We start from the raw sequence: 12,986 nt of genomic DNA, 5'->3' as shown, positions 1-12,986 counted from the left end.
GGCGGCGATGGCAGCGCTTCGTGACGGCGGCATGACGATGCGCCCCGGGGCGCGTCGGGCGCGGACCGTCACGCCGCATCCTCCTCATCGTCGTCATCGCCGCCGTCGTCCTCCGCCTCCGCCTCCGCCGACAACTGCCCGAACGCCAGGTCGACCGGGTCGAGCAGTCCCGCCGCGCGCAGGTCCTCGATCCCCGGCAGGTCGCGGCGGCTCGACAGGCCGAAATGCGTCAGGAACTCCGGGGTCGTGGCGAAGGTCAGCGGGCGCCCCGGCACCTCGCGCCGCCCCGCCGGGCGGACCCACCCCGCCTCCATCAGCACGTCGAGCGTCCCCTTGGCGGTCTGCACGCCGCGGATCGCCTCGATCTCGGCGCGGGTGACCGGCTCGTGATAGGCGATGATCGCCAGCGTCTCGATCCCCGCGCGGCTCAGCCGCCGCACCTCCTCGCGGTCGCGGCGCAGCACGTGCGCCAGATCGGGTGCGGTCTGGAAATGCCAGCGCCCGCCGCGCTCGACCAGTTGCACCCCGCGTCCGGCATAGTCCGCGGACAGCTGCGCCAGCGCGGCGCGCACGTCGCCCTCGACATAGCTGCGGATCGCATCCACGCCCATCGCGTCGGTCGCCGCGAACAGCACCGCCTCCACCGCGCGAACGGTGTCGGGGGACACCGTCGCCGCGCTCATGCCCCGATCTCCTGACGGTGCGGCGCGCGCAGATAGAGCGGCGCGAAGGGGGCCTCCTGCCGGATCTCCACGCGCCCCTGCCGCGCCAGCTCCAGCGCGGCGAGGAAGGACGACGCCAGCGCCGACCGCCGCAACGCGGCGCTCGCCATGTCGGGCAGGAACGCCTCGATCGCGCGCCAGTCGATCGCGCTGCCGACAAGAGCGGAGACGCGCGCGATCGCGGCGTCCAGCGTCATCACCTCGCGGTCCTGCACCACGTGCATCACCGGGCGCGACCGCGCGCTGATGCGTCCATAGGCCGCGATCAGGTCGAAGATGCCCGCGGTATAGGTCGCCGTGCGCACCGTGCGCAGTCCGGGGGGGGCGCCGCGGCGGAATACGTCCCGCCCCTCGCGATCGCGCGCCATCAGCCGCGCACCCGCCTCGCGCATCGCATCGAGCCGCTCCAGCCGCAGTTGCAGCCGGATCGCCATCTCCTCCGGATCGGGCTCCACCTCCGGATCGCGCGGCAGCAGCAGCGCCGATTTCAGATACGCGAGCCACGCCGCCATCACGAGGTAATCCGCCGCCAGATCCAGGTGGATGACCCGCGCCCGGTCGACGTAGCGCAGATATTGCTCGACCAGCGCCAGGATCGAAATGTCGCGCAGGTCCACCTTCTGCGCGCGCGCCAGCGACAGCAGCAGGTCGAGCGGCCCCTCCCACCCGTCCAGGTCGAGCGTCAGCTGCTCGGGCGCATCGGTGATGGGGCCGGCCATGACGCCATGCTGCCACAGCCACGCGGTGGGGGACAGGGGGGCTCCCGCGAAGACGCGATGACGCCGCGATGCTCTGCGCGGGGCGGTGTCGCGTCGTCGCGCGAACCTCACACCAGCGCCAGCAGCCGGTCCCGCTTGTCCAAAAGCGCCGCCATGTCCCCCGCGGGCGGGTTCAGCGTGGCCATCGCGCGGTCCAGTCGCGCCCGCGAGGCCGCCGATATGTCATCCAGCCGCGCGACGATCTCCTCCATCTCCGGCATCCGCGCCCAGCAGTCGAGCACCACGTCGCATCCCGCGGCGATCGCCCCCGCCGCCTTGTCGCCGGCGCTGCCCGACAGCGCCTTCATGTCGATGTCGTCGGTCATCAGCAGCCCGTCGAAACCGATCGTGCCGCGGATCACCTGCTCGATCACGATCGGCGACAGCGTCGCGGGGCGCTCGCGGTCCCATGCCTCGAACACGATATGGCTGGTCATCCCCATCGGCGCATGCGCCAGTGTGCGGAACGGCGCGAGATCGTCCTCCAGCTCCTCGGCGGAGGCGGTGACGGTCGGCAGGTGATGGTGCGAGTCCACCAGCGCGCGGCCATGGCCGGGGATATGCTTCACGACGCCCACGACGCCGCCCGCCGCCAGCCCCTCCAGCGTGGCACGGCCCATCGCCGCGACCCGCATCGGCTCCTTGCCGAAGGCGCGGATGCCGATCGCATCGGTCGTGTCGTCGCGCGCGACGTCCAGGATCGGGTGGCAGTCGACCGTGATCCCCACCTCCGCCAGCATCAGCCCCAGCGCATGGCCGTTGGCGCGCGCCGCCTCGATCCCGGACATCGGCGCCAGCTCGTACAGCCGGTCGAAGTCGGGCCCGGCGGGAAAGGCGGGCCATTCCGGCGGGCCCAGTCGCGCGACGCGCCCGCCCTCCTGATCGACCAGGATCGCGACATCGGCGCGCCCCTCCAGTTCGCGCAGCGAGTCGGTCAGCGCGCGCACCTGCGCCCGCGTCTGCACGTTGCGGCCGAACAGGATATACCCCGCGGGCTTCGCCTCCCGGAAGAAGGCGCGTTCGTCGGGGGTGAGGGCGGGGCCGGACAGGCCGAAGATCACGGGTTTCATGCCCGCTCTTCTAGGCGCGATCGGCTGGTCAGGGGAATGCCCGGTCGCGCGCGGACCATAGCCGGCGGGAACCCGGGTGCGCGCCACCTGTTGGATACGCGCACGTAACGAGGTTCCCCGATGACCTGTCCTTCGCCCCGCCGCGCCGCGATCGCCCTCCTCGCCGGGCTGGTCGCCGCGCCGGTGGCCGCGCAGGAGGGCGCGGGCCCTGCCGATCCGCAGCGCGCGCCGCCGCGCTCAACGCGCGCCGTGCCGACCGCGCGCGGCGGGCTCGACGTGGTCAGCCGCGCGCGGGACGATCGCCCGCGCCGGTTCCGCGTCGCGCTGGGCGTACAGGGCGGGCCCGGCTTTCCCGGCAACGACGCCTTCCGCCTCGGCCCGCTCATCAGCGTGGCGAAGGCGCGCGGGGAGGATCCGTTCCCCTATGGCGGCGTCGGGGACGGCCCCAGCCTGACGCTGCTGCGCCACGGCCGGTTCGAGGCGGGCCCGATGCTGCGGCTGGAGGGCATCCGCCGCGCCGACGACCTGGGCGGCGGGCTGCCGCGCGTCGCGCGCTCGTTCGAACCGGGCGTTTTCGCACAATATTGGCCCAGCGACGCGATCCGGCTGCGCGGCGACGTACGCAAGGGCGTGACCGGGCATGAGGGCTGGGTCGGCACGCTGGCCGCGGACTATGTCGCGCGCGACGGCGATGACTGGCTGGTGTCGGTCGGCCCACGCGTCACCCTGTCCGACGTGCGCTACCAGCGCGCCTGGTTCGGCGTGTCCCCGCAAACCGCCGCACGCACCGGGCTGCCGGTGTTCTCGCCGGGCAGCGGCGTCCACTCGGTCGGGCTGACCAGCCGCGTGATCTATCAATTCACCCCGCGCTGGGGCGTGCTGGCCAACGCCGGCTACGCACGCCTGGTCGGCGATGCCGGCGACTCGCCGGTCACGCGCGTGCGGGGATCGCGCGACCAGCTCACCGGCGGCCTCGGGCTCAGCTATACGTTCCGGGTGGGGGGAAGGCGTTAACCCGCCAGCCCGTCATCGCGAGCGGAGCGAAGCGACGACGACGCCCCCTCTCAGCTCGTGACGAAGCAGCTCTCGCCCGCGACCTTCAGCCGACCGCAGATGTCGGACGCCGCGCCCGCGCTCCCGGCGTTGACGCGCAGGCGGTACACGGTGCGCCCGTTCACCGTCGCGGGCTGCACCACCTTGCCCAGCGTCGCGACATAGCCGAACCGCTTGGCGATCGCGCTCCATGCCGCGGTCGCCGCGGCCTCGGTCGGGAAGGCGCCCAGCTGCACCAGCGCGCCGCCCGACGCCGCACCCGGGACCGCGGCGACCGGCGCGGTCACCGGCTTCTGCGCGCGCAGCGGCGCCGCGGCCGCCGGGACCGAGGCGCTGGCGGTCGGCGCGCCCTTGGCCACCGGGGCGGGGCTGGGCGTCGCGCGCGGCTGGCGCGTGATCGGCGCCTCGGGCACCGCGCGCAGGTCGATCGCGCCGCTGGTGTTGCTGCCCGCGCTCGCCGCGATCGCGGAATCCCCCTCGCCCTCGACCTTCAGTCCGCCGGGATCGTCGGGGCGCACCTTGTAATCGCCCTCCTGCGCCGCGATCAGCGTCCCCTCGCCGTTCGCACCGCGCGGGGTCTGCATCCGGTACAGCCCGAAGATGATCGCGGCGAGCAGCACCAGCCCGCCCGCGACCATCGCGACGACGCGCCCGACCGAGGGTCCGTCCTGCTCGTCCGGCTCGACGGTGTCGAGCCAGGGGAGCCGATCCTCGTCACGCACCGTGCCGACCGGATCAGAGGGTGTCATCTCAATGCATCTCCGTGACCGCCTCCACGCCCATGATGGAGAGTCCGTTGCGGATAATCTGCCCGATCGCCGCCGCCAAGGACAGTCGTGCCGCGGTGATCGCGGGATCGTCCGAAATCAGGAAACGCCGGTCCGGGCGATCGTTCCCCACGTTCCACGTCGCATGGAACGCCGCCGCCAGATCGTAGAGATAGAACGCGATCCGGTGCGGCTCGCGCGCCGCCGCCGCGGTCTGCACCACGCGCGGGAACTGCGCCGCCAGCTTTACCAGCGCCAGCTCCTCCGCATCGAGCAGCGACAGATCCGCACCCTCCGCGCCGATCCCCGCCTCGGCCGCCCGGCGATGCAGCGAGTGGACGCGGGCATGCGCATATTGCACGTAGAAGACCGGATTTTCCTTCGACGCCTCGACCACCTTGGCGAAGTCGAAATCCATCTGCGCATCGGCGCGCCGGGTCAGCATGGTGAAGCGCACCACGTCCTTGCCCACCTCGCGCACGACATCGGCCAGCGTCACGAAATTGCCCGCGCGCTTCGACATCTTGACCGGCTCGCCGCCGCGCAGCAGCCGCACCATCTGCACCAGCTTGACGTCGAACCGCGTCTTCCCCTCGGTCAGCGCGGCGACCGCGGCCTGGATGCGCTTGACCGTCCCGGCATGGTCCGCGCCCCAGATGTCGATCAGCTGGTCGGCGGTCTGCGCCTTCTGGAAGTGATAGGCCATGTCGGCGCCGAAATAGGTCCAGCTGCCGTTCGACTTCCGGATCGGGCGATCCTGGTCGTCGCCGAACTGCGTCGAGCGGAACAGCGGCAGCTCGACCGGCTCCCAATCCTCCGGCGTCTCGCCCTTGGGGGCTTCCAGCACGCCGTCGTAGATCAGGTCGCGCGCGCGCAGCACCGCCTCGGCCGCCTCGGGCTTGCCCGCGGCCTGCAACGCCGCCTCGGACGAGAAGAGATCGTGGTGGATCCCCAGCACCGCCAGATCGTCCTTGATGAGTACCAGCATCGCCGCCACCGCGCGGGTGCGGAACAGCGCCAGCCAGTCGCCCTCGGGCGCGGCGGCGTAGCGATCGCCGAACTCCTGCGCCAGCGCCCGCCCCACCGGGATCAGGTAATCGCCCGGATACAGCCCCTCGGGCACCGCGCCGACATCCTCGCCCAATGCCTCGCGGTAGCGCAGGTGCGCGGAGCGCGCGAGCACGTCGACCTGCCCGCCCGCGTCGTTGACGTAATATTCGCGCGTCACCTCGTGCCCGGCGAACTCCAGCAGGCTGCACAGCGCATCGCCCACCACCGCCCCGCGGCAATGCCCCATGTGCATCGGGCCGGTGGGATTGGCGGAGACATATTCGACGTTCACGCGCACGCCCTGCCCCGCGGTCGAGCGGCCATAGCCCTCGCCGTCGGCATGGATCGCGTCGATCTCGCGCCGCCACACGTCGTCGTGCAGCGTCAGGTTGATGAACCCCGGCCCCGCGACGTTCACCTCCGCCACCTCCTCCAGCGCGCGCAGCTCGCCCGCCAGCGCCTCCGCCAGCTGGCGCGGGTTCATCCCCGCCGGCTTGGCCAGCACCATCGCGGCATTGGTGGCCAGGTCGCCGTGCGTCGCGTCGCGCGGCGGCTCGACCGTCACGTTGCGGCGGTCCACGCCCGCGGGCAGCGTGCCCGCGCGGGTTAGCGTATCCAGCGCGATGTCGACATGGGCGGCGAAGCGGATGAAGAGCGTCATAGCGCGCGCGCCTTAGCGGATGGTGCCGCGCAGCGCAAAAGGCGCCGACATGCGCATCGTGCACGAGGCGATTGCATCGATCGCAAGCGCGATTGCCGCCTTCTCAATTGCCTGCTGCGTCGCAGCATTTATGTTGCAGTGCAGTAAGCGGCACCGCCGCGGTTCCTCCAGGGGGTTCTCACATGCGCAAGTTCACGATGTTCGCCGCCGCTGCCGCCGCCTCGCTGATCTCGACCATGGGCATGGCTGCCGACAGCAACGAGCAGACCTTCACCCGCGACGGTCGCACCTATGTCTACACCACGACCACGCGCGCCGATGGCCGCACCGTCATCCAGGGCCGCGAGATCGGCTCGGCGCAGCGTTTCCGCCTGCTGGTGAAGAACGGCCGCGTAACCGGCCAGGCGAACGGCTTCCCCGTCTCGTTCCGCGCCAACGACTCGGCGGTCGCGGTCGCCTCGGCGAACTGATCCTTCCGCTTTTGCGGACCCGAAGGGGGTGGGACCGGCGTCCCGCCCCCTTTTCGTTTATCCGTTACCGATCCCTCAAAACCCCTCAGGCAGGTCGATCGGCCCGACCGCCTCGCGATACCGCGCCACCGCATAGCGATCGGTCATCCCGGCGATGAAGTCGGCGATATGCCGGCTGACCCCCGGCTCCTCCGCCGGCAGGCGTCCGCGCCATTCCTCGGGCAGCAGCGCCGGATCGGCGCGATAGGCCGCGAACAGCCCCGCGACGACATAATGCGCCGCCGCCGCCGCCTCCAATTGGCGCGGATGGTGATATAGATTGGCGTACATGAAGCGCTTCAGATCGCGTTCCGCCGTCGCCATCGCGGGCGAGAAGGCGATCAGCGGGCGCCCGGCCCCGCGCACATCCTCGATGCTCTCGACCCCCGCCTCATCAATCCGACGCCGAGACTCCGCGATCAGGTCGTTGACCATCGCCCCGATCTGGCTGCGGATCAGCTCGCCGGTCAGCCGGTCGCGCGGCACATCGGCGAATCGCGTCGCCAGCCGCGCCCGGCCCTCCGCCACCAGCGGCACCGCCTCGATCTGCTCCAGCGTCAGCAGCCCCGCGCGCAGCCCGTCGTCGATGTCGTGATTGTCATAGGCGATGTCGTCCGCCAGCGCCGCGACCTGCGCCTCGAGCGAGGCGTGGGTGGTCAGCTCCAGCCCCGCCTCGTCATCCGCCTGCGCCAGCGCCCAGGCGGGCGATGCGACCGGGCCGTTGTGCTTGGCCAGTCCCTCCAGCGTCTCCCACGTCAGGTTCAGCCCCGGCCAGCGCGGATAGGGGCGCTCGATCCGCATCAGCGTGCGCAGCGTGTGGCCGTTGTGATCGAACCCGCCCTGCCCCGCGGTCGCCTTTTGCAGGGCGTCCTCGCCGGCATGGCCGAACGGCGGATGGCCGATGTCGTGCGCCAGGCACAGCGCCTCGGTCAGATCCTCGTTCAGCCCCAGCGTCCGCGCGATCGTCCGTCCGATCTGCGCCACCTCCAGGCTGTGGGTCAGGCGGACGCGGAAATGATCGCCGTCCGGCGCCAGGAAGACCTGCGTCTTGTGACGCAGCCGGCGAAAGCTGATCGAGTGGATGATGCGGTCGCGGTCGCGCTGGAAGCAGTCGCGCGGGCCGCGATCGCCCGATTCCTCGGCATGGCAGCGGCCACGGCTGCGCGACGGGTGCGCGGCCCAGGGGGCAAGATCGGACACGGCGTTACTTCGCGTCCAGCCGCGTCATCTTCTGCCCGGCGGCGCTGGTGAAGGAGAATGCGGGCAGCCCCTGCTTCGTCAGCGTGTTGACGAAGGCGCGCGCCTCCGCCTCGGTCTTGAACGGACCCGTCACGACGCGGTTGGTCGCGCGCAGCGGGGTGGAATAGGCGCGCTTGCCCTCCAGTGCCGGAGTCTTGCCCTGCACCGCCTTCCACGCCTTGAGCAGGTCGCCCTCGTTCGCGCCGCCCGCGACCTGTACCCAGATGCGCGCCGGCTCGGCCCGCACCGCCTTCTTCTCCGCCGCCGCCTTTTCCGCGGCTTCCTTCTTCGCGGCGAGGTCCTTGGCCTTCTTCTCGGCCGCCTCCTTTGTGCGGCGGTCGGCCAACACCTTTTCCGCCGCGGCCTTGCGCGCGGCGAGGCGCTGGCGGCGTTCCTCGTCCGCCGCGGCGTTGCGTTCGGCGACACGCGCCGCCTCGTCCAGCGCGGCACTCGATCCGGGGGCGGCGGGCGCCGGGACGACGGGCACCGCGCGCGGCATCGGCGCCACGTCCAGTTCGGTCGCGGGCACCGAAATCCCGGCGATGATCCGCGCCAGGATCGTGTCCTCCCCCTGCCGCACCGACGTCGGCCGCGCGGGCAGCGCCGCGGCCGCCGCGATCTGCGCCGGCGGCGTCGCCGCGCTCGGGGTCGTTTCGGCATCCGCCAGGATCGCCGGGGCGGGTGTCGGGATGGGCGTGGGTGCGGGGATCGGTGGCGCCGCGATGGCGGGAGCCGGCGTCCGCGTGACGGCGGAGACTGCCCCGGCGGAGGGTTGCGGTGTCGGCGGGACCGTCCGCTGCGACAGGGTGCGAGCCGGCGTGGCGACCGACCCGGCGTAGGGCTGCGTCGCGGGAAGGGGCGTCGCAGCGGCGGTCTGTTGCGGCAATGCCCGCGTCGTGGTGGTCGCCAACCCGGCGTCGGGCTGCGTCGTGGGAAGCGACGTCGAGACAACCGTTTGCGCCGGCGGAAGGATCGGCGTGGGCGCCGGTGCCGGACGCCACGCCGTCGACGCCGCCGCGCCCGGCCGGATCGCCGGGGCCACCGCCGCCGTCTGTGTCCGGGGCGGATTGGCGGCAGGCTCACGCGGCTGTCGCGCGGCGTCCCGCTCCAGCCGCCGCTGCTCGCTGCGCGACAGGCGTTGCGCGGGCTTCGCCACCGGCGTCGGCGCGACCGCCGCCACCTCGACCCGTCGCGGAGCGGTCGGATCGGGGCCGAGCGCGGGGAGCGCCGGCGTCATCCGCGCGTCCGCGATCCGCGACGGCGTGGGCGCGACCTCGCCGAAATGCACCGCAAAGGCGCGATCCGCCGCACGCAGCGTCGGCAAACGCTGGAAAAACGCCGCCAGACCCCCCGCCATCCCCGCCGGCATCATGCTGGTGGCGATCCTGTTCGCGCCCGCAACGTCGCCGTTCATCGCCAGGATGAACGCGCGCGCACGCCACGCCCCGCGATCCGACTTGCGCAGCAACGCGTCGATCTGCTCCAGCGCCTCCGCCTGCCGCCCCGAAATGCCGAGCGACAGCGCATAACGGCGCCGCGCCTCGTCCAGATCGTCCGCATTGCCGCCGGATTGCGCCAGCGCGACGCGATAGTCGCGCTGCGCCCGTTCCTGTTCGCCGATCAGGTCGTAGGCGAGGCCGCGGTCGCTGGCATAGCCCGCCATCGGCGCGCCATAGCGCTGCGCCTGTTCGAAATAGCGCAGCGCCTCGCCCGGCCGCTCGCCGTTGACCAGGATCTGCGCGATACCCGCCTTGACGCGTCCGTTCACCGGATCGATCGCCTCGGCCCGCTTGTACAGTGCCGCCGCCGCGGTCGCATCGCCCAGCCGGAACGACAGTTCGCCCGCCTCGATCAGCGCCGACAGGTCGCGCGGCGACGCGCCCAGCCGCCGCACCACGTCCGCCAGACGGTCCGCATCGGGGTTGAGCGGCTGCACCATTGGATATGATTGCGCCGCCCCGGCAACCGGCCATGCGACCGCGGACAGCGCCATCGCCGCGCCCCACCAGCGCGACGCGCCCCCGCTCGTCCGGCCGTTCGACACGCTCGATCGTCTCCTCAACACATGGCCATCGGCGCGCGCCGACGACGGGTCGGCATCGGACAGCACCGGCGCCCCGTGTAGAGACGCCGATCGCTGAACCGGCAATGACGTGGCCGCGCCGCTGCGACGGGACGGCGCGCACCGACGACGAACGTCGATGCGGCCGGCCCGATCGTCACCTGCGGGTGCCTACTGGTTGTTCTGCCGGTGCAGGAAACGCGGCAGGTCCGACGGATCGCGCGGCTCCTCCTCGGTCCGGCCCGCGCCGCGCGTCGCGTTCTGCATCCGCTCGAACAGCGTCCCGCCCAGCTTCACGCGCGGCTGCGGCGGGGCGTCGTCCGCCTCCGCCCCCGGCGACAGGAAGCGGCGACGACCCGCGTCGGCGCCCGGCTCGGGCTGCGCCGCGGGGGCAGGAGCCTCCGGGACGATCGCATCGGCGCCCAGCACCAGCTCGTCCTCCACCGCGGTGCTGGCGGGCGATACCGCCGCGGCCGGCGGGACGGCACCGGCGGGGGGCACGCCCTCGCTCATCGCACCGGCGGCGGCACCGCTCGGCTGCGGGGCGGCGGCGGGTGCGCTCTGATAGGCGGTGGGAGCCGGCGCCGGGGTGGAGACCGGCGCCTGGGTGGCGACCGGCGCGGGCGTGGGAGCGGTCGCGGCCACCGGAGCGGCCGGCTCCGCACGGCGCGGCGCGCTGAAGCTGAACGTGCGCGGCGGCTCGGCGGGCGCAGCGGCGGCCGGTGCCGTCGCCTGCGCGTTGCTCTCGATGCCGGTCGCGACGACCGAGACGCGGATCTTGCCCTCCAGCTCCGGATTGAACGCCGAGCCCCAGATGATGTTGGCGTCGGGATCGACCAGTTCGCGGATGTGGTTCGCGGCTTCGTCGACCTCCAGCAGGCGCATGTCGTCGCCGCCGGTGATCGAGACGATGACGCCCTTGGCACCCTGCATCGACACGCCGTCGAGCAGCGGGTTGGCGATCGCCTTCTGCGCGGCGATCAGCGCGCGGTCGTCGCCCTCCGCCTCGCCGGTGCCCATCATCGCCTTGCCCATCTCCTGCATCACGGAGCGCACGTCCGCGAAGTCCAGGTTGATGAGCCCCGGCATGACCATCAGGTCGGTGATGCCGCGCACGCCCTGCTGCAGCACCTCGTCCGCCATCTCGAACGCCTGCTTGAACGTGGTGTTCGCATTGGCGACCAGGAACAGGTTCTGGTTCGGGATCACGATCAGCGTATCGACGAACTTCTGCAGCTCATCGATTCCCGCCTCCGCCGACTTGGAGCGGCGGTTGCCCTCGAAGCTGAACGGCTTGGTCACGACGCCGACGGTCAGGATGCCCATGTCGCGCGCCGCCTTGGCGATCACCGGCGCCGCGCCGGTGCCGGTGCCGCCGCCCATGCCCGCCGCGATGAAGCACATGTGCGACCCTTCGAGCAGGCGCCCCAGCTCCTCGATCGTCTCCTCGGCGGCGGCGCGGCCGATCTCCGGCCGGCTGCCCGCGCCCAGCCCCTGCGTGATCTTCGCACCCAGCTGGATCTTCTGCTCGGCATCCGACTGCTTCAGCGCCTGCGCGTCGGTGTTCGCCACCAGGAAGTTCACGCCCTGCACGTCTGCGCGCATCATGTTCGCGATCGCGTTTCCGCCGGCGCCGCCGACCCCGATCACGGTGATGCGCGGGGTCAGGTCGTCCAGATCGGGCGTGATGAATTCGATGCTCATCGCAACTTATACTCCGTCCGCCCGCGCCGCTACGTCACTGGCCGCGGGCCATTCACCACGATGTGCAACATGCGCGCGCGCGGCGAAAGAGAAAACGCCGCGAAACGCCCTGTTGCTGCGTCAATAATTTGCCTTCGCCGCCTGTACCAGCTTCCAGAAGCCGCGAAGCCCGCGCTGGCGGTGCACCATCTGCTGCGCCGGCACCAGCCCGCGCAGGTCGATCGGATCGCTCGCCGCGAAATAGGCCAGCCCCGCCAGCGTCGCGAACCCCGGTCCCGAATGCGCCTCCGGCAGCCCGGTCAGCCCGCGCGGCCGCCCGACCCGGACCGAGCGGCCCAGCGCCTGCTGCGCGTAATCCGCAATCCCCTTCAGCTCCGCACCGCCGCCGGTCAGCACCACCTGCCGCCCCACCGGCCCCTCGAACCGCAACTCCTTCAGCGCGGCCTGGATCTCGCTCGTCAGATGCTCCAGCCGCTGGCGGATGACGTGGATCAGCGCCGCCTTCGTGATCTGCAACGCCTCGGAATCCTCGTCCTGCGTGCGCTCGCGGATCGTCACCATCTCGTGATTGTCGCGCGGCGACGCATTGGCGCTGCCGTGGAAGCACTTGATCCGCTCCGCCTGCAACCGCGTCGTCCCGAATGCGCTGGCGATATCGTCGGTGATGTCCGCCGCCCCGACGGGAATCGACTTCAGCCCGACCAGCATCGCCCCCGCGAACAGCGACACGTTGGTGATGCCCGCGCCGATCTCCACCAGCGCCACGCCCAGGTCGCGCTCCTCCTCGGTCAGGCAGGCGAGCCCCGTCGCCACCGGGCTGGCGATGATCGACTTCACCTCCAGATGCGCGGAGCGCACGCACAGGTCCAGATTGCGCACCGGCGACCCGTCCGCCGCGATGACGTGGATGTGGACGCCCAGCCGGTCGGCGTGCAGCCCCAGCGGCTTCTTCACGCCCGTCAGCCCGTCGAGCGTGTACAGCGCCGGCTGCGCGTGGAGCACCATCCGCCCCTGCGGGTCGATCGACGAACGCCCCTCCTGCAGCAGCGCGTCGATATCGGCCTGCTCGATCCGCGCGCCGCCCAGCTCCGTTTCGATGAACGCCTCGTCGCTGATGAGGCCACCGCTGGAGAAACCCGCCCAGACGTTCTCGATATTCAGCCCGGCGATCCGCTCGGCCTGCTCCACCGCCTCGCGCACGGCGACCTCGGTCGCGGCCATGTCGGCGATATAGCCGCGCTTCACCCCGCGGCTCTCGCGCTGGCCGGTGCCCAGCACCACCAGTTCGCCGCCGTCGCCCTTCTGCGCGATCATCGCCGACACCTTGGACGAACCGATGTCCAGCGCGGTGATGAGTCCCTCGGGTGCTACCTTCGCCATGTCACAGCCCC

The 12,986-nt window shown here is 72.0% G+C and carries 11 protein-coding genes; 2 read left to right on the top strand and 9 right to left on the bottom strand.

Features of this window, described 5'->3' with window-relative positions; genetic code table 11:
* Positions 1–68: 68 nt before the first annotated feature.
* The 3 genes from scpB to nagZ all read right to left on the bottom strand — a co-directional run bounded on the left by scpB (position 69) and on the right by nagZ (position 2,550).
* Entirely contained in the window at positions 69–683 is a 615-nt protein-coding gene (gene scpB, locus PGN23_RS05710; RefSeq protein WP_335301859.1) for an SMC-Scp complex subunit ScpB, read from the bottom strand.
* A complete protein-coding gene (locus tag PGN23_RS05705; protein WP_335301858.1) occupies positions 680–1,441 on the bottom strand; it encodes a segregation and condensation protein A in 762 nt (253 codons plus the stop codon). The genes scpB and PGN23_RS05705 overlap by 4 nt, the downstream gene beginning before the upstream one ends.
* A gap of 107 nt (positions 1,442–1,548) precedes the next feature.
* Positions 1,549–2,550 (bottom strand): beta-N-acetylhexosaminidase, encoded by a 1,002-nt coding sequence (gene nagZ, locus PGN23_RS05700; protein WP_335301857.1) that lies wholly within the window; start codon positions 2,548–2,550, stop codon positions 1,549–1,551.
* A gap of 120 nt (positions 2,551–2,670) precedes the next feature.
* On the opposite strand from nagZ, the gene PGN23_RS05695 reads away from it, so the two are divergent.
* Positions 2,671–3,564, top strand: a complete 894-nt coding sequence (locus PGN23_RS05695) for a MipA/OmpV family protein (protein ID WP_335301856.1) — start codon at positions 2,671–2,673, stop codon at positions 3,562–3,564.
* A 50-nt stretch (positions 3,565–3,614) separates the two neighbouring features.
* On the opposite strand, the gene PGN23_RS05690 is transcribed toward PGN23_RS05695, so the two are convergent.
* Both PGN23_RS05690 and argS read right to left on the bottom strand, forming a co-directional pair.
* Complete coding sequence (locus PGN23_RS05690; RefSeq protein ID WP_335301855.1) at positions 3,615–4,352, bottom strand: SPOR domain-containing protein; 738 nt, start codon at positions 4,350–4,352, stop codon at positions 3,615–3,617.
* Between the two features lies 1 nt (position 4,353).
* On the bottom strand, positions 4,354–6,081 hold the full coding sequence (argS, locus tag PGN23_RS05685; protein WP_335301854.1) for an arginine--tRNA ligase: 1,728 nt from the start codon (positions 6,079–6,081) through the stop codon (positions 4,354–4,356).
* A 182-nt stretch (positions 6,082–6,263) separates the two neighbouring features.
* On the opposite strand from argS, the gene PGN23_RS05680 reads away from it, so the two are divergent.
* Entirely contained in the window at positions 6,264–6,551 is a 288-nt protein-coding gene (locus tag PGN23_RS05680; protein WP_335301853.1) for a hypothetical protein, read from the top strand.
* Between the two features lie 75 nt (positions 6,552–6,626).
* Here PGN23_RS05680 and PGN23_RS05675 read toward each other — a convergent pair whose 3' ends face one another.
* From PGN23_RS05675 to ftsA, 4 genes are all read right to left on the bottom strand, one after another.
* Positions 6,627–7,790, bottom strand: a complete 1,164-nt coding sequence (locus PGN23_RS05675; protein ID WP_335301851.1) for a deoxyguanosinetriphosphate triphosphohydrolase — start codon at positions 7,788–7,790, stop codon at positions 6,627–6,629.
* A gap of 4 nt (positions 7,791–7,794) precedes the next feature.
* On the bottom strand, positions 7,795–9,939 hold the full coding sequence (locus PGN23_RS05670) for an SPOR domain-containing protein (protein ID WP_335301850.1): 2,145 nt from the start codon (positions 9,937–9,939) through the stop codon (positions 7,795–7,797).
* 123 nt (positions 9,940–10,062) lie between these two features.
* On the bottom strand, positions 10,063–11,595 hold the full coding sequence (ftsZ, locus tag PGN23_RS05665) for a cell division protein FtsZ (RefSeq protein WP_335301849.1): 1,533 nt from the start codon (positions 11,593–11,595) through the stop codon (positions 10,063–10,065).
* A gap of 120 nt (positions 11,596–11,715) precedes the next feature.
* Positions 11,716–12,975: a cell division protein FtsA gene (gene ftsA, locus PGN23_RS05660; protein ID WP_335301848.1), complete on the bottom strand. Its 1,260-nt coding sequence runs from the start codon at positions 12,973–12,975 to the stop codon at positions 11,716–11,718.
* Positions 12,976–12,986: the final 11 nt, after the last annotated feature.

Origin of the sequence: Sphingomonas adhaesiva, from assembly GCF_036946125.1 — a bacterium.
GTDB lineage: Bacteria > Pseudomonadota > Alphaproteobacteria > Sphingomonadales > Sphingomonadaceae > Sphingomonas > Sphingomonas adhaesiva_A.
The sequence above is the reverse complement of the archived record's forward strand: the minus strand, read 5'-3'. Positions and strand labels throughout refer to the sequence as shown.